The 23,118-nt window shown below is 45.4% G+C and carries 19 protein-coding genes and 2 CRISPR repeat arrays (1 of these 21 only partly in view); of the genes, 12 read left to right on the top strand and 7 right to left on the bottom strand.

All coding sequences use genetic code 11. The features are described 5' to 3' along the window. Window positions 1–83: direct repeats of the CRISPR family, unit length 28 nt; it reaches 725 nt to the left of the window's first position. Window positions 84–241: 158 nt separating this feature from the next. The 10 genes from cas1f (at window position 242) to INR79_RS05370 (ending at window position 14,721) form a co-directional block, all read left to right on the top strand. Then, a complete protein-coding gene (cas1f, locus tag INR79_RS05415) occupies window positions 242–1,234 on the top strand; it encodes a type I-F CRISPR-associated endonuclease Cas1f (protein WP_223096294.1) in 993 nt (330 codons plus the stop codon). Continuing rightward, window positions 1,231–4,581: a type I-F CRISPR-associated helicase Cas3f gene (gene cas3f, locus INR79_RS05410; protein ID WP_223096293.1), complete on the top strand. Its 3,351-nt coding sequence runs from the start codon at window positions 1,231–1,233 to the stop codon at window positions 4,579–4,581. The genes cas1f and cas3f overlap by 4 nt, the downstream gene beginning before the upstream one ends. Then, window positions 4,578–5,885, top strand: coding sequence for a type I-F CRISPR-associated protein Csy1 (gene csy1, locus INR79_RS05405; RefSeq protein WP_223096292.1), 1,308 nt, complete (start codon window positions 4,578–4,580; stop codon window positions 5,883–5,885). The genes cas3f and csy1 overlap by 4 nt, the downstream gene beginning before the upstream one ends. After that, window positions 5,882–6,814 carry a type I-F CRISPR-associated protein Csy2 gene (gene csy2 / locus INR79_RS05400; RefSeq protein ID WP_223096291.1) on the top strand — a complete coding sequence of 311 codons (933 nt, stop codon included), beginning with the start codon at window positions 5,882–5,884 and terminating at the stop codon, window positions 6,812–6,814. The genes csy1 and csy2 overlap by 4 nt, the downstream gene beginning before the upstream one ends. A gap of 10 nt (window positions 6,815–6,824) precedes the next feature. Beyond that, window positions 6,825–7,808: a type I-F CRISPR-associated protein Csy3 gene (gene csy3, locus INR79_RS05395; protein ID WP_223096290.1), complete on the top strand. Its 984-nt coding sequence runs from the start codon at window positions 6,825–6,827 to the stop codon at window positions 7,806–7,808. A 2-nt stretch (window positions 7,809–7,810) separates the two neighbouring features. Next, a complete protein-coding gene (gene cas6f / locus INR79_RS05390) occupies window positions 7,811–8,365 on the top strand; it encodes a type I-F CRISPR-associated endoribonuclease Cas6/Csy4 (RefSeq protein WP_223096289.1) in 555 nt (184 codons plus the stop codon). 134 nt (window positions 8,366–8,499) lie between these two features. Next, window positions 8,500–9,247: a CRISPR direct-repeat array (repeat unit 28 nt; unit sequence CTTCACTGCCGTATAGGCAGCTTAGAAA). A gap of 240 nt (window positions 9,248–9,487) precedes the next feature. Continuing rightward, window positions 9,488–11,365, top strand: a complete 1,878-nt coding sequence (locus tag INR79_RS05385; RefSeq protein WP_223096287.1) for a BCCT family transporter — start codon at window positions 9,488–9,490, stop codon at window positions 11,363–11,365. A 420-nt stretch (window positions 11,366–11,785) separates the two neighbouring features. After that, window positions 11,786–12,133, top strand: coding sequence for a hypothetical protein (locus INR79_RS05380; protein WP_262415383.1), 348 nt, complete (start codon window positions 11,786–11,788; stop codon window positions 12,131–12,133). An 87-nt stretch (window positions 12,134–12,220) separates the two neighbouring features. Beyond that, window positions 12,221–13,594, top strand: coding sequence for a hypothetical protein (locus tag INR79_RS05375; RefSeq protein WP_223096285.1), 1,374 nt, complete (start codon window positions 12,221–12,223; stop codon window positions 13,592–13,594). 299 nt (window positions 13,595–13,893) lie between these two features. Then, the gene (locus INR79_RS05370; protein ID WP_223096283.1) at window positions 13,894–14,721 is read left to right on the top strand and encodes a hypothetical protein; all 828 of its coding nucleotides are present in this window, start codon (window positions 13,894–13,896) and stop codon (window positions 14,719–14,721) included. Between the two features lie 600 nt (window positions 14,722–15,321). On the opposite strand, the gene INR79_RS05365 is transcribed toward INR79_RS05370, so the two are convergent. After that, entirely contained in the window at window positions 15,322–15,759 is a 438-nt protein-coding gene (locus tag INR79_RS05365; protein ID WP_223096281.1) for a YcgN family cysteine cluster protein, read from the bottom strand. A gap of 213 nt (window positions 15,760–15,972) precedes the next feature. Between INR79_RS05365 and INR79_RS05360 the strand changes: the two genes are divergently transcribed. Together INR79_RS05360 and INR79_RS05355 are read left to right on the top strand one after the other, a co-directional pair. Continuing rightward, a complete protein-coding gene (locus tag INR79_RS05360; protein WP_223096279.1) occupies window positions 15,973–16,221 on the top strand; it encodes a YkgJ family cysteine cluster protein in 249 nt (82 codons plus the stop codon). 169 nt (window positions 16,222–16,390) lie between these two features. Continuing rightward, window positions 16,391–16,918, top strand: a complete 528-nt coding sequence (locus INR79_RS05355) for a DUF2799 domain-containing protein (protein ID WP_223096278.1) — start codon at window positions 16,391–16,393, stop codon at window positions 16,916–16,918. Between the two features lie 61 nt (window positions 16,919–16,979). Here the strand turns inward: INR79_RS05355 and recR are convergent, their stop codons facing one another. The 6 genes from recR to INR79_RS05325 all read right to left on the bottom strand — a co-directional run bounded on the left by recR (window position 16,980) and on the right by INR79_RS05325 (window position 22,885). After that, window positions 16,980–17,579, bottom strand: coding sequence for a recombination mediator RecR (recR, locus tag INR79_RS05350; protein WP_004405978.1), 600 nt, complete (start codon window positions 17,577–17,579; stop codon window positions 16,980–16,982). 22 nt (window positions 17,580–17,601) lie between these two features. Next, window positions 17,602–17,931 (bottom strand): YbaB/EbfC family nucleoid-associated protein, encoded by a 330-nt coding sequence (locus tag INR79_RS05345; protein WP_004405977.1) that lies wholly within the window; start codon window positions 17,929–17,931, stop codon window positions 17,602–17,604. Window positions 17,932–18,022: 91 nt separating this feature from the next. Next, window positions 18,023–20,305: a DNA polymerase III subunit gamma/tau gene (dnaX, locus tag INR79_RS05340; protein ID WP_223096277.1), complete on the bottom strand. Its 2,283-nt coding sequence runs from the start codon at window positions 20,303–20,305 to the stop codon at window positions 18,023–18,025. A gap of 37 nt (window positions 20,306–20,342) precedes the next feature. Next, on the bottom strand, window positions 20,343–20,888 hold the full coding sequence (apt, locus tag INR79_RS05335; protein ID WP_004405975.1) for an adenine phosphoribosyltransferase: 546 nt from the start codon (window positions 20,886–20,888) through the stop codon (window positions 20,343–20,345). 119 nt (window positions 20,889–21,007) lie between these two features. Then, window positions 21,008–21,400, bottom strand: a complete 393-nt coding sequence (locus INR79_RS05330; protein WP_410482894.1) for a YbaN family protein — start codon at window positions 21,398–21,400, stop codon at window positions 21,008–21,010. 381 nt (window positions 21,401–21,781) lie between these two features. Then, window positions 21,782–22,885 (bottom strand): response regulator, encoded by a 1,104-nt coding sequence (locus tag INR79_RS05325; RefSeq protein WP_004405972.1) that lies wholly within the window; start codon window positions 22,883–22,885, stop codon window positions 21,782–21,784. Window positions 22,886–23,118: the final 233 nt, after the last annotated feature.

Below are 23,118 nucleotides of genomic sequence, written 5' to 3'. Positions count from 1 at the left end.
CTGCCGTACAGGCAGCTTAGAAAACCGATATTCGTGGGTAATGGTACCGCTTTGTCTTTACTGCCGCACAGGCAGCTTAGAAATACCGTTTATGAGCCGGATGCTCTAACCCACTTTGACTACCGTACAGGTAGCAGCCATCAACATGGCATTATGCAATCGATATCACCAATTCAACTTTAAAAGGACGGTAATATAGCTGCTTCAATAATGAGACAGAATCATTTAGCAAGAGAGAAAAGTGGCTGACGAATTCAAACCCAGTGAACTCAAAACAATACTGCACTCTAAACGCGCCAACCTCTATTACCTTCAGCATTGTCGGGTTCTCGTCAATGCGGGAAGGGTCGAATACGTGACAGATCAAGGGAAAGAAAGCCTTTACTGGAATATCCCCATTGCCAATACCACTTCTATCATGCTTGGTACGGGTACATCCATCACTCAAGCGGCGATGCGAGAGCTAGCAAAAGCAGGGGTTTTAGTCGGTTTTTGCGGCGGTGGCGGAACACCGCTGTTCTCTGCAAATGAAGTGCAGGTTGACGTATCTTGGCTACTCCCCCAATCGGAGTACAGACCCATCGAATACTTGCAACAATGGGTCAGCTTTTGGTTCGAGGAAGCCGAACGGTTAAATGCCGCAAAGCACTTTCAAGTAGAGCGCATCAAACAAATTAGAAAACATTGGCATGCCCATCAAAAACGCACTGACAAATTTGCTCTTTCATCAGAAAAGTTAGAAAGCGCACTCAACAGATTTGAAGAAAAGATAGCCACCTGCACAACAACCCAAGACCTCCTATCACTAGAGGCGACGACAACCAAAGCCCTGTATAAGTTGGCATGTGATGCGACCCAATACGGTGAATTCTCTCGCTCAGAGAAAGGCAACAGTACCGACATCGCCAATCGTTTTTTAGATCACGGCAATTATCTGGCTTATGGGCTGGCAGCGACAGCATGTTGGGTTATAGGTTTACCCCACGGTTTGGCTGTTCTTCATGGCAAAACCCGACGCGGCGGGCTGGTATTTGATGTCGCGGATATTGTAAAAGACGCACTTATTCTCCCTCAGGCGTTCATTGCCGCAATGAACGGCGACGACGAACAAGAATTCCGACAACGCTGTTTGCAACAATTCCGCTCATCCAGTGCGCTCGATACCATGATCGATACATTACAAAACACGGCGTCTGCCCTATCTAAAGTTACCAAGAGTGAGGCAAGCCGTTGAATATTTTGCTTGTGTCTGAATGCAGTAAACGCGCTTTACCAGAAACCAGGCGAATTTTGGACCAGTTTGCAGAACGCAAAGGAAGCCGAACCTGGCAAACGCCCATTACTCACGAAGGTTTAAAAACGCTCAGACAACTCCTTAAAAAGTCGGCAAGAAGAAACACGGCGGTAGCCTGCCACTGGATTAGGGGGAAAAACCATACCGATCTATTGTGGATTGTGGGTCAACGCAAAAAATTTAACCTCGATGGTACGGTGCCCACAAACACCACTCAAAGAAATGTCTTGCGTAGCGAAGACGAAAGTCAGATGAACAGCATCCAAGCATCGGCGTTAATGGCAGGGATTGCGGGGCTGTTTCATGACTTTGGCAAAGCTAACACCTTGTTTCAGGCAAAGCTGAAAAAGACCAGTGGCTATGAGCCCTATCGACACGAATGGCTTTCCAGCCTGATGTTCATCAAATTTGTCGCCGGCAGAACCGATAAACAATGGTTAGAACATTTAAGGAACATTACTTCAGTTGATGATAAAAGCCTCGTAAACCATTGTGACCCAACGCAAGTCATCAATTTAACGGCTCTTTCCAACTCCCCTCTTGCACAATGTATTGCCTGGCTGATTTTGTCGCATCATCGTTTGCCAGCAAACCTTATAAGACCTCAACAATTGGGTGATTCAGAGCAATGGCTGGAAGGGATTGGAGCAGAGTGGAACTCAAAAAACCACACAAAAAAAGATGGGGGCATTACCCAAACTCAATTACAAGACAACGTCACCTTCCCTTTCGGTACGCCCATCCGCAGCCATCGCTGGCGCAGCAAAGCCGCTGAACTGGCAAAGCGGGCACTGAATCAAACCAATTTGGCTGAATATGCAACGCTCGATAATGCATTCCCAATGCACACCGCGAGAATGGCTTTGATGCTCGCTGATCACGCGTATTCCTCTGGTTTGCCGAATGCCTATTGGCAGGACGATGACTACGCAGCGATTGCCAACACCGACAGAACAACAGGGAAGGAAAAGCAAAAGCTCGATGAGCATTGCTGCGGTGTCGCACATAATGCTTATCTTTTGGCTCGTACCTTACCCAAATTAAGAGCATCGATGCCCGCTATCACTCGGCACAAAGGGTTTAAACGCCGGAGTTCCATTGCTAAATTTCGCTGGCAAGATAAAGCCTACGACTGCGCTTATAGTGTTGCGAAAAAAGCCGAGCAAAACGGATTCTTTGGCGTCAATATGGCATCGACCGGAAAAGGCAAAACCTTCGCCAATGCGCGAATTATGTATGGGCTTGCCAACCCTGAATTAGGTTGCCGATTTAGCGTGGCATTAGGGCTACGAACGTTAACCTTACAAACGGGTGACGCCTTGCAACAACGCCTCAATCTAGATAGCGATGATCTGGCGGTGCATATTGGTTCACAAGTATTCAAAGACCTGTTTGATGATAAAAAGGAAGCGGGAAAAGAACCGGAAAATCCAACGGGCAGTGAGTCGGAAGACTTATTCCCAGAACACGAATACGTGCGCTACGATGGAGAAGTAGACAATCACCATTTGAGCAAATGGCTCAAAGAGCGAGGAAATACGCACAACTTGGTGAGCGCCCCCATTTCTGTTAGTACCATTGACCATATCATGCCAGTATCAGAAGGCACACGAGGTGGTCAGCAGATAGCACCCATGCTGCGTTTGCTAACCAGTGATCTGGTTTTGGATGAACCCGACGACTTTTCATTAGACGACAACCCAGCCCTTGCGCGGCTGGTCTATTTTGCAGGGTTACTTGGCTCGCGGGTGCTGCTCTCTTCAGCAACATTACCGCCCGATTTCGTCAAAACACTGTTTTCGTGTTACCAGCGTGGTCGTGAACAATACAACCGCGTTATAGGGCAGCAGACGAAGCACCCAGTAACGTGTGCATGGTTTGACGAGTTCCACACCCAATCGCATGACCTTAATAGCCCTTCTGAGTTTTTAGATGCCCACCAAAGCTTTACACATGCCAGGCACAGAAAAATCAACAAAAACACCCTGAATTTGCACCTAGGTAACTGGCTAAATATCGATACAGCACTTGCCCACAGTGAGGGCACCATCGCACACTTTTCTGACATCGTATTGAAAGGCATTCAAACGTTATCAAGCCGCCACCGCACAGTGTCATTGCAACCGGAAACCAAAGGGAAAACGCTGTCCACTGGCGTTGTGCGCATGGCTAATATAGAGCCTTTGGTCGCGGTGGCAAATCAGCTGTTCACCATGCCAGCGCCGCCCGATACACGCATTCACTACTGCGTGTACCACAGCCAGCACCCGTTGGCGGTGCGATCGGCTTTGGAGCAGGAACTCGACAAGCTTTTACAGCGAGATGCGAAAGACGATCAAACCCCGTTTAGCCACGAAACCGTTCGCAATGCGCTTCATGCCTACCCAGAAACTCACCATGTCTTTGTGGTGTTAGCTACGCCTGTTGCCGAAGTTGGGCGTGACCACGATTACGACTGGGCGGTTGTGGAGCCAAGCTCAATGCGCTCCATTATTCAACTTGCAGGACGGGTGCAACGGCACAGGCAAAACCCACCAGATGAGACCAATATTCTTGTATTAAACCAAAATACAAAAGCTTTAGCAGGCAACGGAAAACCCGCCTACATCAACCCCGGTTATGAGAGCGGTCAAGCCTTTAAGGTGTATAAAAATGCCTCTAATAAGAATTGCTTACGCCTGTCATCCACCGATTTGCGTAGCCAACTCGCGCAGGAACATCTTCACACCATCTGCTCCAGCCCGCGTTTTCTGGCACCAGACAACAAAACACTGCTGACCGATGAGCAAGCCAGCGGCTTTATCGAACTGGAGCATTTAGCCATAAAGCTCAAACTTCATGAAACCGTGGCGCCTTGGTGCAAGTCGCCTTATGCGCACCTTTTTGCTGAATTTCAAAAGCAAACACCTTTTAGGCGAAGTACCCCCAATATCGAATACGTTTGTTTGATTAGCGAAAATCACAGCGAGCCGACTTTCCACCAGTGGGATAATGCTTCAAAAACACTGATTCAAACCGAGGTCATAACGCCATTTAAAGCCTTGAGTATGAATCCTTCCGTCTCGGTTTGGGGAACATTCGATTTAGCGACAGAGATAGAATCTCTCGCATCAAAACACGACATGAGCCTTACACAGGCATCAATCAAATTCGGCACGTTAAGTTTACGCGCACCTAATAAAGAAGAAATGGGATCCGTTTGGTTTTATCACCCCATTTTAGGGGTTTTTAGAGGAACTGAGATCAGTGCATTCAGGCTAGGAAATAATTGTAAGGAGGAGAAGTGACAGAATCACTCACACAGTCCATTGAGCAGTACATCCAAGACCGTTATGCTTCAAAAAAAGAACTGCTAGAAAAAGAGTTCGAGAAGGCTCGGCAAAAAGCCACTACGGCAGAAGGCATCGCAGAGGAAGAAGAAAAATTTGCCGCTAAGCGAGAAAAGCTCTCTTACGACTTTATTATTCAGAATTGGTTAGACAATGCCGCCAAAAGGGCTTCGCAGATAAGTATGGCGACGCATGCCATCAAATTTACGCACAGCGCGGCGAAAGGCACCAACATTTTAGCCGCGGATTTAGGATCGGATCCTAGGTATCTTGACACCGCCTCTATAGAGCATCCGGCTGTTGATGCGGTAGGAAACGCAGCAGCACTCGATGTCGCGCGACTGCTTCAATTACGGGATGATAATCAACGGTCTTTGCTCGATTACCTGAAAGAAGATGACGCTTCACCACTCTCCTCTTTTGCCAAAAGTGATGAGCAGCTCCAAACGTGGTTGACTGGTCTCAAACAAGCGTTGGAAGACAGCAAACCCAGCAGCCATACACTGAGCAAACAGGTTTATTTCCCCGTTGCTGATGGAAAGTATCACCTACTCGCCCCTTTGCACTCTTCATCGCTTTCACAAGCTATTTACGAAAACATCCAGTTCGCACGTTTTAGCAAAGAGATGGTTGAAGCAAGAGAGGCAAGAAAAAAGCAACTGCCCCACCACCGCCACACCATTGCTTACCCAAATCTTGCTGTAACGATAGCGGGTGGTTCAAAACCTCAAAACGTATCCCAGCTTAATAGCGGAAGAGGTGGTAGAAACTACCTGTTTTCGTGCCAGCCGCCAACGTGGGAAAGTCAGGTAAAAGCCCCTATTCACAGCAACAACATTTTCACTCATCACGACATTTACCGTCATACACAAAACACCATCAAAAAGCTGACACGCTTTTTGGTGCAGGTAAATGCGCATTCAACAGACAGCAACGAGCGAATCCGGGCATACATTGCAAAGCAAGTCGACGAAATTGCAGACACAGTGCTGTCAGAAGTCAGAAAATGGCAAAGCTTACCCGCCAATTGGAGCGACGAAGCAATAGCATTGCCCTTAGCACAGCGACAATGGCTAGACCCAAACCACACGCAATGGGACAAACACGATGACGACTGGCAAGAACAGATGGCTCAAACCTTTGCGCTCTGGGTAGTAGAGAGCATTAACCACTGCGCCAATTCCGCATTCAGCTTAGGAAGTACCGAAGTACTCGTATGGCAGAACCTGTTTAAACAAGCCCTTAGGGAGGCAGCGGTATGACACATCAATACCTGATTTTAAAAAACATTCGCATCGCCAATGCGAATGCCATTGCAGGCTCCACTTACGGCTTCCCCTCTGTGACGCACTTTTTAGGGTATGTTCACGCGCTTTCTAGAAAACTGTCGGTGAGCGATGGCATAGCACTCGAAGATGTGGGCATTGTGTGTCACGACCATCAGGTACACGCCTACAGAGAGTCCAGTTACGAACCTTACTCTTTTGCCCTAACCCGTAACCCGTTAACCAAAGAAGGCAAAACCGCGCCAATTAATGAAGAAGGCAGAATGCACCTGACCGTTTCTTTGGTTATCAGAACCAGAGGGTTCAATATTACCTCAGAGGATAAGGTAAAGAGCCAGTGCTCAGCGGTGAAAACCTTGGCGGAATCTCATAAGCTGGCTGGGGGTCGTATTCTCTCCATACAGAATTGCTATCTGGCGAAATCTGACTGCCATAAAGCAATACTCCGCCCTTTGCTTCCCGGATTTGTACTGACGGATCAATCCTCTTTATTGGCAGAGCATCAAACCGAGAAGGTGCAACCGCTAGACGCTTGGCTCAACTTTACCTCAATCAAATTTGAGCCAACCACCACACCACTTTCAGAAGGCAGCGAACAGGTTAAATGGCAACCAACAAGTAAACCCAAAGGGTATCTCGTACCTCTTCACGTTGGATACAAAGCCATTGCGCCGACTTACCCTGCAGGAGAAGTGGCCAATGTTCGGGATGCACAAACTCCTGTCAGCTTTGTAGAGCCAGTCCACAGTATTGGTGAGTGGGTTGGTGCGCCTAGCAGGCTTGACTCACTGCAGGATATGCTCTGGCACTACCACTACAACTTTCCATTTTATGTCGCCCATACACAGCCGACACAACCAGACAACGTCGACTTTAACGAACTCGAATTGGTCTTCGAAGATTAAGGACAAATCCATGACAAAACTAACAACCCCTTCAGTATTGGCTTTTGAATCCAAATTGGCGTGCTCAGACGCGGTCATGTTTTCCGGTAGCTGGGATAACAGAAGCCACAGTGCAGACTGGCTGGCGATTCCAGTAAAGGAAAAATCGGTAAGAGGCACCATTTCAAACCGTTTGAAAGGGGCAAAAGCAAGTAAAATTGATGCTGAAATCGAAAAAGCTAACCCACAAACTGTCGACAATGCTGCCCTACCATTTGATGCGGATACTCTAAAAGTCTCCTTTACACTACGAGTACTCGGTAACCTTGCCACCCCTTCAACCTGCAACAATCCAGAATACCAAGCGGCATTGGCTGACAAGGTCACTGAATATGTTCAAGAAGATGGATTTCAGGATCTTGCCGTCCGTTATGCCTCTAATATTGCTAATGGTCGCTTTTTATGGAGGAATCAGGTAGGTGCAGAGCAAGTGGAAATTCGAGTCACATGTGGCGAAAATAGCTGGATTTTCGATGCACAGGAGTACTCGCTGAAGCACTTTGATCACCAAACTGATGAGTTATTGGCGCTGGCGTCTAAGATCAACTTAGGTCTTCTCGGCGAACAAACCACCCCAATAAAGATTGAAGCCTTTGTGCAGTTAGGTGAAGCCCAGACCGTATTTCCTTCACAAGAACTGGTGATGAACTCTGGCGATAAAAAGAGCAAGTATTTATACCAGCTAAATGACCAAGCAGCGATGCATTCACAAAAAATCGGCAATGCGCTGAGAACCATAGATACCTGGTATCCACAAAGTGAAGAGTGCGGCCCTATTGCTATTGAACCATATGGTAGCGTAACCAACCGAGGTATCGCGTACCGAAAGCCTAAGGAAAAAACCGACTTTTATACCTTGCTCGATGGTTGGATGCTGAAAGACCAAACACCAGATATCAACGAACAGCATTATATTATGGCGATGCTTATTCGCGGTGGTGTATTCGGGGAATAACTATGGATCACTACTTAGACATTCAAGTGGAGCCAGACATAGAGTTGTCTGCTCCTGCACTATTGAACAACTTGTTTGCCAAGTTTCACCGAACGGTCGCTCAAACGTGCAAAGGTCAGATTGCTGTAAGCTTTCCAAAGCAACAAAAAACGCTTGGAAACACCCTAAGGCTTCATGGTTCCTACCATCATTTGTCGATACTCATGGAGCAACCTTGGTTAAAAGGCTTAAGGGATTACACACAAGTAGGCTCTATTTCGCCCGTGCCGGAAAGCATCTTGGGTTATAGAACGGTTTCAAGAGTTCAGAAGAAAAGCCCTCAGAATATGCGTAAGCGATCCATTAAAAAAGGGTGGCTGTCGGCTGGAGAAGCCATTCACCGGATTCCAGATACGGCGCAATCTCTGCTGGCGTTGCCTTACTTGCAGCTAAGAAGCCTATCAAATAAAAACGTTATGCGGATATACATCAAACTGGGAGAAGTCAGCCAAACTCAAACGGCTGGAGAATTCTCTAGCTACGGGCTAAGCCGGACTGCCACCATTCCTTGGTTCTAATTTAAACCCTATTTTTTTCACTATATGCAAGTCATTGATTTTTAATGGCTTGCAAAACAACTTCAAAAAAGGGTTTTTCGCACTCATTTCTTACCCGCTCTTTAACAACCTACGTTCCCGCTCTATACTCTACCCTTCACTGCCGCATAGGCAGCTTAGAAAAAAACCCATCGCGGACCGAACAATAGTTCGACCTTCACTGCCGCATAGGCAGCTTAGAAATAACCTATCTCTAACAACTTTGAATGCAATTCCTTCACTGTCGCATAGGCAGCTTAGAAATCAAATAAAACCGTTGCGTAGTTGTGGAGTCGCTTCACTGCCGCATAGGCAGCTTAGAAACTATGCAGTAGCGCTAAAAAATCGTCGGTTGGCTTCACTGCCGTATAGGCAGCTTAGAAATTATCGTCAAAGAGCGCACCAAAGCCCGCTATCTTCACTGCCGTATAGGCAGCTTAGAAATCCGGTCTCGAAAGAGAATGTGGATAAGAGTGCTTCACTGCCGTATAGGCAGCTTAGAAATCAAGATAATCAACGTCAAACGTTGCTAAGTACTTCACTGCCGTATAGGCAGCTTAGAAAATGCTCCAAGCCTTCAGCAACATCGGCGCCGACTTCACTACCGTATAGGCAGCTTAGAAATTGATGGGTTTTCCTTCGCGTTCGGCTTCCATCTTCACTGCCGTATAGGCAGCTTAGAAAGATAAGAGTAGAGAAATTGCTGATAAGTGCTTCTTCACTGCCGCACAGGCAGCTTAGAAACTTGATGTGGTACAAACCCGCACGGTTTGTAACTTCACTGCCGCATAGGCAGCTTAGAAACTAATAAAAAACAAACGGGTGGTGCTATAACGCTTCACTGCCGCACAGGCAGTTTAGAAATGACTACTCTGCGCAGCATTATTAATTGTTGCTTACCAAGAGTATACAATCACATGTGACTAGGACAATTATGCGGTACTCTATTTACGATAGGTGTAATGTTTGTATTTATCAGTGCATCAATTCTCTTGTTTAACCAGATTGATGCACTTTTATTTGTCCTCAGGACAAATATCTTTGTTTGTCTGCAAGTTAACGTCAAATCCATAATAAGCCACATTTTTGTTATGGAATACCTTTGTGGACAAGCCCTTTTCATTAATCGATAAACCCACGTTTTTCGGTGCCCTCTTCTTACTTACCTTAGTTACGATTCCTCTTATCGCATTTCCTGCCGAAGGTGCCCATTGGATAGCGATAGCCAAATCCTTTATGACCGACAAGCTGGGCTTCCTGTACCTGACGCTGGGGATGACCGCATTCTTCTTTATGATTTATGTTGTGTTCAGCGACATGGGGCAAATCAAATTAGGTGACACAGATGAGAAACCCGAGTTTGCGACTGCCTCATGGGCAGCCATGTTGTTTTGCGGCGGAATCGGAGCCAGCATTCTGTATTGGGGTTGTATCGAATGGGCATATTACTATCAATCCCCACCTTTCCAGCTCGAACCGGGAAGTGAAGAAGCAATTCGCTGGGCAGCCACTTACGGCATTTTTCACTGGGGACCCATTGCGTGGGCGATTTACCTGATTCCAGCCTTACCCATCGCCTATTTCTTTTATGTGCGCAAACAGCCAGTACTGAAAGTGTCCAGTGCACTGATGCCCGTACTCGGTGAGGAACGTACACAAAAAGCGCCAGGTAAAATCGTTGATGTGCTGTTCATCTTTGGTTTACTAGGCGGTGCAGCGACCACACTTGGATTGGCCGCTCCCCTTATCGGCGAAGGGTTGTATCAGCTATTTGGTATTCCCCAAACTACATACAGCCAGATTGGTGTTCTTTTGGTTTGTACTGCGATTTTTGCCTACTCCTCTTATGCTGGCATGGAGAAAGGCATTAAGGTTCTCAGTAACATCAATTTCTGGGGTGCCATGGGCTTGCTCGCGTTTGTGCTGATGGTGGGACCCACCATCTTTATGCTGGAAACGGGCTTAGATTCAATAGGCAGAATGCTTTCGAATTTCTTCACCATGGCAACATGGGCTGAACCTTTTGGTGGATACGGCAGCTTTGACAACACTCACTTCCCGCAGGACTGGACCATATTTTACTGGGCATGGTGGCTGGTTTTTGCACCGAGTATGGGGTTATTTATTGCCCGTATTTCCAGAGGAAGAACCATCAAGCAGATGGTCACAGGTTCTATTTTCTTTGGTTCCCTTGGCTGCTTTCTGTTCTTTATGGTTTTGGGAAACTACGGTCTTTCTTTGCAACTTTCTGGCGAGCTGGATGTTGTCGCAATCCTGAACGCAGAGGGAGCGACCAAAGCCATTTTTTCTATGCTTGGTGCCCTTCCTTTCAGCAAAATTGTTATCGCTGTATTCACTCTGCTGTGTGTGATTTTTACGGCAACAACCTTTGACTCCATTTCCTACATACTGGCATCGGTTGTGCAAAACAATGTGTCCGAAGAGCCAATGCGCTGGAACCGTATGTTCTGGGCATTTACCCTGTCTTTACTGCCAACGGTATTGATGTTCCTTGGCGGGCTGAGCACATTACAAACCGCTGCGATTGTGGGTGGTCTTCCTTTGCTGGCGATCTCTGTCATGTTGATGGTATCTGCGGTCAGAGCCACCAGCCTGGATATTCGCCACCAAGAAGATTATGTGGAACCGACCATTAATATCGAAGACTTGCCCGATATGGATCCTTGGTCGTCTGAAGGGATGGCTCTTGCGAGATTTGAACGCAGTAGAGACGCAGCCCAAGAAGCTGCCGAACAAGAGCGTGAGGCACTCGCCCAGCTACTCGCAATGCGAAAACGAATCCGAGCCTATGTGCTTGAACACAGTGAAGAGGAAAGTCTGACGGATCATGAATTACCTGCTGAAATGCAAGCAGAGCTCCAATCACTGCAAGATTTAGTCGCCCAGACTAAAGAACACAAAGAGCAACTCTCTCAGCAGGCACAAGAAGCAAGGATGGAGTTTAATCGACAGATAAGTTGATTTTAGATTGGCAGCTTCGGCTGCCAATTGTAATCAAACCACGCTCGTTGTATCTCGTAGAGTAGGATAAATAGGCTAGTATTTGTTGCTCCAGAGAAGGTTCAAAGTGCTTTACAAGATTGATGTTCAAAGAGCCTCAAAATGCACAAAAATGCATATAATCCTACACTTAGGATTCCCATAAATGGTATCCTACGTGTATAAGTTTATGTAGGTGTGGAATGTGAGATATGAAACATTAAAAACCACAAACGACGCAGTAGCAGATCGTATCGAAAGCATAGAATTCTCATGATCCGCACCTCATTTGAATAAGTTGTTCGAACGCACTTAACAACTGGCACATCCGTAAAGTACATGGCACTGGGTGAAGGTGAACCTTTCGAAAGTGAAAAGGCTGATTCTGCATCAAATGAAACTATGCAAATATTCAAATTGTTAGATGGCGTGTTGGTAGAAAGTGGCAAGATGGCGTTAGACCACCTCACTTTAGAGCGGTTTGGCTTAAAAGCATCACTGACTCAAGCCGTCGAAGATGATGCCGGTATCTATTACATCAACCAAGAATCAACCGACCCTGTAACAGGCGACTATCTGATTGATGTTGATGGACGCTTGTCGATCAACTCCCTACAACGTTTACCAGGTAAAAAACTGGCTATCGCATTCGGTGAATCGACTATTGAAGTTGCAGAAGAAGATATAAAAGGTTCTAGACCGTGTGGCTATGGAAATGAAGAAGAAGTAACCGTGTTCCACTACATCTAATAAAAAAGTTACTGTAACAAGATAAATTAAACCTAGGCCACCATTTTTTGGTGTATTTAGCGTTTTGATAAAATGGCTAGGAATATTATGGCAGAGCACATCACACTACCCTCGGAAATCTATAAAAAATTAAAAGATATATACGTATTTTGGCAAAATTCAGTCGATAACAAAACTCTTATAGCTAAAGAGTTTTTTGATAGCCTATCCCATTTGCTAGAAGAAACGGATGTTCATAGAAATACTGTAGGACCTAGTAAAGATAGAATCGACGAAAATACTATTTGGTATTCATCTAATGTAAATTCCCTTTTGAAATTCCACCTAAAGCTTAAAGACCTTATTGAAAAAGGACCTTATATAATAAAAAACAGCGATCTATCTTTAGTTAAACTACATAAATTAAAAGCAGAAATCGAATCATTACAACTCTTTAGTCACTCTCAACCATTGACTAAAAACCATACAGGTGATAAGCGCATCATAGGCTTGATACAGCAACTCGAAAAAAACCAGAACGAAATTGTTACTAGAGTAAAAGACGCAAACAGTGAAGTTAGAAACGCTACTGATAGTGGAATATCCCAGATTTCAAGGCATTATAATAAGCACACGAATAATCTTGAAAACAAGAGTAAAGAATTACTTAGCTCCTCTATCAGTGAGTTAGAATCAAAAACTGCCGATTCAGTTTCTTATCTTAAAGAGCAATCCATCAAGTTACAGCACGATCTAACAGAAGAGGTTAAGAAACGTGTAGAGCGAGAATTAGCTAGCGCAATTCTTCAGATGGATAATCGCGAAGAGGAGATTAACGGGGGTTTAGACCGCACTTTAGTTCATGCGAAAAATCAAGCAGATGAAGTCATAGCACATACGCGTGGTTTGGTATCTGAGCTTGATAACAAAGTTTCTGAACAAGTCGATGAATTCGTTAAGCTCAATAATTCTCTCAGAAAGACATTGAGTTTCGTCGCTTCTGACGCCTTGGCGGACTCATCCATCAAGCAGGCTCAAGAAGAAAGAAAAACGGCAGATAGCTTGAGATTATATGGGGTTATTTGGCTAATTGCATCTATCGGACTGTTTCTTCTAACGTTCGACTATGAGGCACTTATTGATAAAGAAGGAACCCCTCAGTATACCCTTATTTTTCTCCGTTCATTCTTTTTGATTGTAGGTATTACTCCGGGATTCTATCTACTACGAGAGTCTGCGAGGCACCGAACCGACGAACGCCGCTATCGCCAAAAAGGTATTCAGTTAGCAACTATCGATGGTTACTTCTCGGAATTTGAAAGCGAACAGCGCAATACAGTTAAACGCGACCTTTGTAAACACTACTTCCACGGCGATGATCACTACGTCGACTCGAGCTCAGTTGATAATGTTCAATCTACCTACTCCAAGGTTTTTGACTCAGTTTTAAGCAATGCCAATAAAAAGACTGTTAAACGATAACTAGGACGGAAACTCGGGAAATGCGACACGCAGCTGAAAGTTTCATTTGGATACATATGCATTCTCTACATCAATGATGGCAATGCAATCCTAATACCACAACACAGCAAGTTCTCGGAGCTGAACTGTGATTACTTGCTTCTAATTAGTCATAGATAGGTGCGAATTGAAAACGGCAAATTAAGTCTGCACGGAAGCTTGAAGACGGAAAAATCATTGACCCTCCGAATATTATCCCAATAGACGTGGAACTGAGTGCAAAATAACAATTAATACTATAAAACATGGAGACTTCTTAAGTGGTCGTGAACCCAATTGACACATATACAGAGCCTACATTCACTAATTCAGCAAAAGGGCTTTTATCGCTTTTTGCTATTGGCTTCATACACCAAACTATTGGATTTACTTTAGTTGGCAACACAATAGAAATACCTGGGTTACCCAAGGTCGAGTTACAACACCTTGATAATTGGTCCTACGTATACATCACAGCTTTGATCTACGCTACATATCGCTATTTCTTGTACAATAAAGCTCAGATATCCCTCCTCCTTGGTAAAGCCCTAAGTGAGGGACTACGTAACGGTTGGATAGGCAAACTATTTGTGAGACTAACACTGCTAAAAATCCGAAAACCTTACCACGTTACTCATGTTCCCTTTAATGAGAAAAAAAATACATCTAACGAACCTCCAAATTCCATACGAATTACTAGCTATAGTGGAGACGACTACGCTAGTGAATGGCTATATATATGTCTAGGCGATTCTTTGTTACCACAAGCTATTGTATCGATTGTTAACTTGCATGATGGAGTATCGCAAAAAGCTCTCGGTCCAATACCGTCATTTTTATTGTGGGGCAAATTTCGTCATGAAGAGCAGTCGCACGATGAAATGCTAAAAACAGAACGCTTGGCAAGTTATAATTTGCGGTGGACGAAAGTTGTTTGCTTTTTACCTCTAGGGATTTTTTATTGCATTAAGCTTTTGACTTATAGTCCAAGAGCATTCGATGTTTTTTTGCCTTTAGTACTAAGCTTGGGAATGCTTCTCCATTTATTTATCCCAATTCCAACCTTAATAGAAGCCTTGAATATCTACATCATAAACTTATTGGAGTAACCCTCTAATTTTCGGCCAGAAACCTTAAAGACGGCTCAAAAAACCACCGCTCTGTGAACGTTACCCACTGGGTAATAATGGCAAACGGATTCAAAACACTTCGCTACGAAAGGCGAAGCACTAGCTTTTGAAAAATTCACCATGCAAGAAATGGATTACAAGCCATGGCTTGGGTATCAAGTTGAACGCATTAGTTTGCGGGGCATGATTGACCTGTAGCAAGGACACCACATTCAGTCACTAGTACATTCCAAATACGGTTATAACAAGTTGAAGACTAAATGCCTTTCAGTGAGTGCCCCATTTATCATAAAGTCACACTGCCATGTTCACTAATTACAAAAATTCACAGAGAATTCGCCGAATTGAACAGGCGAAAATTATTAGAATATTATCGCCCTACAACGAATCTCTAGTTACAGCGATATAACACAGACCATGCGCTACGCCCACTTAGCTCCCGACCACCTAGAAGATATGGTGAGTAAAAACCCTCTTTCTAACATCTAAGTGTCGCCACAAAAATGGCGGCATATTTTCGTAATAAGGGTAATTATTGATGATTGATTGCTGGCAAGCCTTTGAAAAGCCTTGGTGTAGCTAGCTATTGCTAGGATGATTCAAAATGTGATCTTCCCAGTCCACTACATCTATTTCATATACCACTTTGTTGCGTACGCTTTCACCTGCTGCATGCATGGCAGATTTAGAACCAGTGATCAGTGGGTGCCACTCTGGTAGGTTTTGACCTTCAGCCAGTACCCGGTAGGAACAGGTTTCTGGTAGCCAATGGAATTCATCGATTTTGTCGCGAGTCAGTTTTAGACACTCTTCGCCAGATTGGAAACGATTAGGGTAGTCCTTGCAGCCGCAGGTTTTGTCGTTCAGCCAACTGCATGCCACATTGGTGTAATAAACCTCATCGGTATCTTCGTCCATCAGCTTATGTAGGCAGCACTTTCCGCAACCGTCGCAAAGAGATTCCCACTCTTTTTCTGTCATTGCTTCCAGCGATTTTGTTTCCCAAAAATGTGCCATGATGAACCACCTATCAATGTTACGTCTTAGCGGTTTCGCTAAGGAGGCGAATTTATATCGGTTCAGTACCGAAAGTGCAAGTTAAAGTCTCCTGTGGGCAAATGAATTTGTTGATCGCGCAGTGTTGTTATAGAGTAATAATAATTCAGTGATGTACCTTCACCAATCTTTTCTGGTACTATCCCGCTCCTGTTTTCACTGAGGGGTTTTCTGATGGACTGTCGACTGGGCTGCGGGGCATGTTGCATTGCGCCGAGTATTTCTTCACGGATTCCGGGAATGGAAAACGGGAAACCAGCGGGCGTGCGTTGCATTCAGCTTAATGAAAACAATCTTTGTAAGTTGTTTGGTAAACCCGAACGCCCAAAAGTCTGCCATCAGTTTAAGCCTTGCCCCATCGTGTGTGGTTCAACAAACCAAGAAGCCATCACTAATATTACTGAGCTGGAAAGATTAACCTAATCCAACTTCATAAATTCACCTCTGTTCATTATTCATCCGGCCAGTTCTGAATGTTCTAATTCATTGAAACAAAAACAGAACTTTATAAATATCTAAATGTCATTAATATAATCTATTAATCGTGGAATCCGTCTCAAGAATACGGGACTGGACAAATACCGGAGAACACATGACAAAACCCAGCCTCTTCATTTCTATTTTGTTGTCTTTAGTTGTACTTTCTGGGTGCGCTTCGATGTCAGCAGAAGAATGTCAAACCACTCACTGGGGAGATCTTGGTTATCAGGAAGGTCAAAGTGGCGCGAATCCTACTGTGATCAGTGATTATGCGAAGGATTGTGGTGAAAACGGCATCAGTGTAGACAAAGCTGCATGGCAGAAAGGATACAACCAAGGGTTGATTCTGTACTGTTCACCTGCCAATGGTTACCGTGAAGGAGCAAGTGGAAGAACCTACCATGGCGTTTGTGACAACCAGCAGTTTGTCGCGCAATACCAACTAGGACGTCAACAATATCTAAAAGAGCAAAGGTTAGAAAAAATCGAGCGTGAGATTTCAGACATTGATTTGAAGCTTAGCAACAAACAAGGTCTGGATGAAGACGAAAGAAAGCGCCTGAACCGCGTACGTGATAGCTTAGTCAGTGAACGTGGTCAACTGCTTAGCACTCAATATCGATTTGAACTCAATTTGTAATAGAAAACCCCAATAGCCAGTAAACCAACTATTGGGGTTTGTTTTAACTGCGGTAAGAAATTTAAAGCTTTTGTCGACCCATTAGTGAATGAGACAGAGTAGTCCCATCAACCAGATCCAGCTCGCCTCCCATCGGGACGCCGTGAGCAATACGAGTCACATCCACATCATGAGCATGACAAAGCTCTGCAATGTAATGTGCTGTGGCTTCGCCCTCTACCGTCGGGTTAGTGGCGAGTATCACTTCCGTAATGTCTTTCCGTCTTAATCGAAAGTCGAGAACATCCAATCCGATGTCGCTAGGCCCGATACCATCCAGAGGGGATAGATGCCCCATAAGAACGAAGTAACGTCCGGAATACTGACCTGTTGCCTCTACAGCAGCAATGTCAGATGGGCTCTCGACTACGCAAAGCTGACCATTTTCCTGGCGCTTTGGATTTAAGCAAATATGACAGGTTTCTTCTTCGGTGAACGTTCGGCATTCACTGCAATGACCAATCTCTGTCATTGCCTGAGACAACACTTCCGCTAACTGAAGACCGCCTTTTCTGTCTCGCTGTAACAAATGAAAAGCCATACGCTGAGCCGACTTGGGACCCACCCCAGGCAGACAACGTAAGGCTTCCATCAGTTGTTCCAGCAAATGGCTGGTACGCATATATGTATTCTTCTATGAAGATTTAGAAAGGCATTTTCATGCCTGGTGGCATTTGCATTCCACCAGTGATCGACGCCATTTTCTCTTTTTGAGTTTCTTCAACACGGCGAGATGCGTCGTTGAATGCTGCTGCAATCAAATCTTCCAACATCTCTTTGTCGTCTTCCATCAGGCTGTCGTCGATGTCTACACGACGTACGCTGTGACTACCAGTAATAGTAACTTTAACTAAACCAGCACCGGATTCACCGGTTACTTCCATGTTCGCAATTTCTTCTTGAAGCTTTTGCATGCGTTCTTGCATTTGTTGGGCTTGCTTCATCAAACCGCCCATACCGCCTTTACCAAACATTTCTTTTCTCTCTGGTTTATCTAGGTTGTGGTTTCTTGATGGGGTCAAAAGTCAGTACTTTCAATCCCAGCATCTGTGTGTTCTCTGGAAATCAGATTGGTCTCACGCTATCACAGTCTATTTCTGCGGCAAATCGAGCCTGAATAAACTGAACATGAGGATCCTCGGCTAAACTTTCATGCGCTTGCTGAAGCTTGCCCTGATAAAGTTTGTCTCTGATTTCGAGTGGAGATTCCCCGTCCTCGCCAATTTTGACAATAAGCTCACACGGCTCTCCAAGCGCTGTTGCCAACGCATCTGATAAATCTTTCTGCGCCTTTTCTGTGTTGAGGTGCGCTTGCGAAGCCCTCAAGGTCAGATGAATGGTATTGCCTTCTTTCATGTAAGACGAGTTGAGTGCTAACTGCTCAACCAGTTTTGCCGTATCCAGCTTTTGGATCAGGGCAGACCATTCGTCTGCATCTACAGACTCTTCTACCAGCTTAGCTGCCATTTCAGGGGTTTTGGTGTGTTCCAGCGCTTTTTTAATTTGCGTCGGTGTCAGTTCGGTTCTCTGCGGCTTAACCTGAGGCTTGGATGGTTTCCACTGATAAGGCTCATTGGACACTTCCTTTTTCTCGGCGGTGGCTGCCGCTGAACTTGCTGGCGACACCTGCCCAGCCGGCGCGAACTGAGCGATGCGCTCTGCTGCTGACTGTTTTTTCGCTGCGGGTGCCGCGTTAACCTTTTTTGGCGAACTGCTTGTTGGCTTCGAGTTCTGTCCACCAGGATTACGTTTGCTCCGAAGTTGATGTCGAAGACCCGAAAGTGGGCTTGCTGACGATTGAGGAGCTGGTTCTGAAAGCTGCTGAGCCGCGCTTTGTTGAGCTGGTGCACTAGGTGCTGGCTCGGAAGAAACAGGTTGTGAGTAAGCAGGATCATCGTATTGCGGGGGCATTGAATCCTGTTCAATATCTCCGTAATTCGGCATATCACTGTAATCCGGCATTGGCTCACTGTGAGACTGAGGTGCTACTGGCTGTTGCTGTTGCTGTTGCTGTTGCTGTTGCTGTTGCTGTTGCTGTTGCTGTTGCTGTTGCTGTTGCTGTGCAGTATTTTGTCGCGCTGCTTCCAGTTTCTCACGTGCTGTTTCTGCAGGAGAAACAGGGGGATGAGATGCTTCTGGTTGGACAGCAGACGGTTGAGGCACTGCAGATGCCGCAGGCTTCACTTCAGCGGGTTGTACTGATGCTTTTGCACTTAGCGCAGATGCCGTTGCAGGCTGCGCATTCAGTGGTACAGCCTGAATGGATGCTGGTCTGAAGGCGATTAACCGCAACACAATCATCTCCGCTCCCATCTTAGGAGTCGGTGCGATGGCGAGATCTTCACGACCTTTAATCACCATTTGATAATACAGCTGTACTTCTTCTGGCGTCAGAGCTCGTGATAGCAACTCAATCTTTTCAGCATCTGGCTGAGCTTTATCGAGTGTGGCAGGCAGTGCCTGATACATCGCTATTCGATGAAGCTGAGTAGCGAGCTCTTGCAGCAAACCATCCCAGTCCACGCCAATCTGTGCAAGGTGATCAAGTGCATTCAGAGCAGCCTGTGCCTGATGAGAACTGATGGCTTCAAGTAAATGAATTGCCTGATCAGTATCCAGTGTACCCAGCATATTCGCGACGGTTGCGGTATCAATTGAACCGTTACCAAGCGCAATAGCCTGATCGGTGAGGCTGAGTGCATCACGCATACTTCCATCTGCTGCATGGGAAATCATCCCAACTGCGCGCGCTTCAGCAGTAACTTGCTCATGAGCCAGAATATGGTCGAGCTGCTGATGGATATTATCAACGCTGATCGGTTTGAGATGGAACTGCAAACAGCGTGAAAGAATAGTTACTGGCAGCTTTTGCGGATCGGTCGTCGCCAATAGAAACTTCACGTATTCCGGTGGCTCTTCCAGCGTTTTAAGCAACGCATTGAAGCTGTGGCGAGACAGCATATGAACTTCGTCTATCAGGTAGACTTTGAATCGACCGCGCGCCGGTTTGTACTGAACGTTGTCCAGTATCTCTCGCGTGTCTTCTACCTTAGTTCGGGATGCGGCATCTATCTCTAGCAGATCAACGAATCGTCCTTCGTCGATTTCCTTACAGGTAGAACATTCCCCACAAGGGGTTGCTGTAATGCCTGTTTCGCAGTTTAGCCCTTTGGCAAACAAACGACCAATCGTTGTTTTACCAACACCACGCGTACCGCTAAATAGATAAGCGTGATGAAGACGATTCTGATTTAAGGCATTTTCCAGTGCCGTCAGCACATGGCTTTGCCCCACGACTTCATTAAACTTTTGCGGACGCCACTTACGTGCTAACGCTAAATAACTCATTCACACTTTCCAATTACGAATGAATGTGAAGAAGGGCTTAGTGCCCTTCAAATTCACAGATGCTGTAAACATTCAGACCAAATTCTTTCAGGCGAGTTTCACCGCCAATTTCTGGAAGATTGATAACGAATGCTGCATGTTCTACTTCACCACCAAGCTGACGGATCAGTTTTACGGTTGCTTCAATTGTACCGCCTGTTGCAAGTAGGTCATCAACGACCAGTACTTTGTCACCTTCAGAAATCGCATCAGTATGGATTTCCAGAGTGTCGGTTCCGTACTCAAGTTCGTAAGACTGAGCCACCGTTTCACGTGGCAGTTTGCCCGGTTTGCGAACAGGCACAAAGCCCACTCCCATTTCCAAAGCCAAAGGAGCACCAAAAAGGAAACCACGTGCTTCCGTACCCACAATCTTGGTGAATCCCATGTCTTTGTACTTTTCTACCAAAAGCGCAATCGTTGCACGGTAGGCATCAGCATCTTCCATCAAGCTAGTTACGTCGCGGAAAAGGATTCCCGGTTTTGGGTAATCTGGAATGCTTTTGATGCTCGCTTTGATCTGGGCGATGGTTTCAGTAGTCATAGTGTTAATCTTTAATCTCTGGCGTTTTCACAACAAACGCACATTGTAATACCCCAGTTAACATGTTTCTGCGAACTGGAAAAAGAAAATGAAATCCGCTTTGAGAGCGGCGCTTAATGTTAGTGATTTTCTTCTTTATCAGCAACAGGCTCAAGAACTGGGATCCGAGAAAACCAGGCTAACAGAACACAAAGCAATACTAACAGCATAGCTTTTACCCAGATTATTGGGGCAACGATAATAGAGACAGTAAAGCTGATCACGATAAACACATAGGCTCTTCGTTTCACTTTAGGCTTGAGAGCGCGATGCTGCTGCCAGTCATTCAGAATAGGACCAAGCTTGGGATGCGTATGAAGCCAGTTGTAAAACTTGGGGCTACCACGTAAAAAACACGCACTGGCAAGCAGTATAAAAGGTGTAGTAGGAAGCAAGGGAAGCACGATACCAATCACTCCCAAGACGAGAGCAACAATCCCCAAAGCGTTCCACGCGGTACGACGAATACTGATAGCAAAAACACCCAGTTAACGAATTTCTTTCCCATCATACCGCGCATCACACGGATGCCAAAAACAAAAACGGTTTCCAGAGCGGAAACCGTTTTACAGTTCAAGATTCATAAAAATCTAATATCCATTGAATACTCGAATCCAAGTCAGTGTTGCGGGCAGCGTTGGGATCAGTAGCACAGCGATAAAACCTAAGAAATATAAAAAATTGTATGGATCTTTGTAATTTTCGTGTTCCGACATGGCTCCGTTTTTCTCCTCGTTTTATAAGACGAATGACTATATAAAATGCGCCAGCCAGAAAAAACATACAAACTGAAAGGTTATTTCACCTTCGCAACAACGATCTCACTTTTCTCTTACATTTCGTAACAGGTATCGCTATTGAACGTTGCCCTGGTAAATATCCAGACAGAAACTGCTGGAGCCCACCTTACTGAGTGTTAACTGACCACCGCTATGCACTTGCAAGTTGGAATGGGCTTTGTGGCGAGTGTTCCCCTCTCCCAGTTTGATGCCATCCAGCAAGTGAATATTTTGACCTCCACTTGACCACACACTTTCCAAGCCTGCGGAGACCACTTCTAACGAGCTGTCCGTCATATCGACAACACCGAACAGTGCATTGATAGAAGACGCATATTCAGAGCACGCTATACCTTTCTCTACCGCCTCTATCAGGTGATTGAGATCGATGGTGTCGCTCTTGTTGTTTCGGAGATGGTCATTGAACAACGCCCTGACCAGTAAGGTCGTCGCGACAGATTGGGAGCCCCCAGAAGCTGCATCAACCAGATAGAAGACAAAGTGACCGTCCATAACCCAGGCGTAATCAAATACCAGAGGTAAGGATTCAGAAGACTGAAGTAAACGGTAAGAACACTTCCATCCCCCTACTTTTGTATCCCTTTCGGGCAGGAGGGCCTCCAGCAAGTCGCGCGCCATATTTGGGTTGCTTTGCAGGTGCTCAAGATGCCAGTGAAGTTCTTGCTCTTCAGGTAAATCACCCGACTCATCGACCCGGAACCACTGGCTCGCAAAATCGCGCTGCTCCGAGTCGTTATCTTCGGCGTCTTCTAATGTGTTGCTGATCGCTTTTTCCAGATGATTCATATCAGCAATAGGTTTGGACAGAAAGTCTTTAATGCCGAAACGCAAAGCTCTAGCTACGTCGGACATTTCTTCGGTCGCAGATACAACTATCATTGGAAGCGAAGGGTACTCCCAGCATACTTCCTCAACAAATTCGATTCCGTTCAAAACGGGCATAGAGATATCACAAATAACCAAGTCAGGCACTTCGGTACGCAGTTGCTTGAGACCGTCGAGACCGTCCTCTGCCTCCATAACTCGGTAACCGTTGGACTCCAGATAGCTGGTAATCAATCGGCGAAAGATAGTGTCATCATCAACGACCATGACAGTGGGTTTGTCTAACGCAACCCCCTTTGCCACCTGATGTTGCAATACGCTTGATTTAATCATGGATCTAACCTCAAAAAATAAAGAAAGCTTCCTAAATGAGTCTTATTATTTTTTTACTCATTAACATAAAAAGTAGTCAGTAAAGTGCGTTTCTACAACTTTCCAAATGTTATCCGTGCCGCAAATTGCGTTAAGCGATGGGCTATCTACGACACAAAATCGTTGACTTAAAACAACCTTCTTCTGAAAAGATGCGTTACACTAATTCTCTTGCATTTTTTGTGTGTCTTATA

It is taken from the genome of Vibrio sp. SCSIO 43132 (genome assembly GCF_019904195.1).
Taxonomy (GTDB): Bacteria; Pseudomonadota; Gammaproteobacteria; order Enterobacterales; family Vibrionaceae; genus Vibrio; species Vibrio nigripulchritudo.
The sequence above is the reverse complement of the archived record's forward strand: the minus strand, read 5'-3'. Positions and strand labels throughout refer to the sequence as shown.

Coding starts and splice junctions, on each gene's coding strand:
- INR79_RS05375 (WP_223096285.1), top strand. CDS start 12,221: ATGGCAGAGCACATCACACTACCCTCGGAAATCTATAAAAAATTAAAA.
- csy2 (WP_223096291.1), top strand. CDS start 5,882: ATGACACATCAATACCTGATTTTAAAAAACATTCGCATCGCCAATGCG.
- INR79_RS05345 (WP_004405977.1), bottom strand. CDS start 17,931: ATGTTTGGTAAAGGCGGTATGGGCGGTTTGATGAAGCAAGCCCAACAA.
- INR79_RS05380 (WP_262415383.1), top strand. CDS start 11,786: ATGCAAATATTCAAATTGTTAGATGGCGTGTTGGTAGAAAGTGGCAAG.
- INR79_RS05355 (WP_223096278.1), top strand. CDS start 16,391: ATGACAAAACCCAGCCTCTTCATTTCTATTTTGTTGTCTTTAGTTGTA.
- INR79_RS05360 (WP_223096279.1), top strand. CDS start 15,973: ATGGACTGTCGACTGGGCTGCGGGGCATGTTGCATTGCGCCGAGTATT.
- INR79_RS05365 (WP_223096281.1), bottom strand. CDS start 15,759: ATGGCACATTTTTGGGAAACAAAATCGCTGGAAGCAATGACAGAAAAA.
- dnaX (WP_223096277.1), bottom strand. CDS start 20,305: ATGAGTTATTTAGCGTTAGCACGTAAGTGGCGTCCGCAAAAGTTTAAT.
- cas6f (WP_223096289.1), top strand. CDS start 7,811: ATGGATCACTACTTAGACATTCAAGTGGAGCCAGACATAGAGTTGTCT.
- INR79_RS05325 (WP_004405972.1), bottom strand. CDS start 22,885: ATGATTAAATCAAGCGTATTGCAACATCAGGTGGCAAAGGGGGTTGCG.
- csy3 (WP_223096290.1), top strand. CDS start 6,825: ATGACAAAACTAACAACCCCTTCAGTATTGGCTTTTGAATCCAAATTG.
- apt (WP_004405975.1), bottom strand. CDS start 20,888: ATGACTACTGAAACCATCGCCCAGATCAAAGCGAGCATCAAAAGCATT.
- recR (WP_004405978.1), bottom strand. CDS start 17,579: ATGCGTACCAGCCATTTGCTGGAACAACTGATGGAAGCCTTACGTTGT.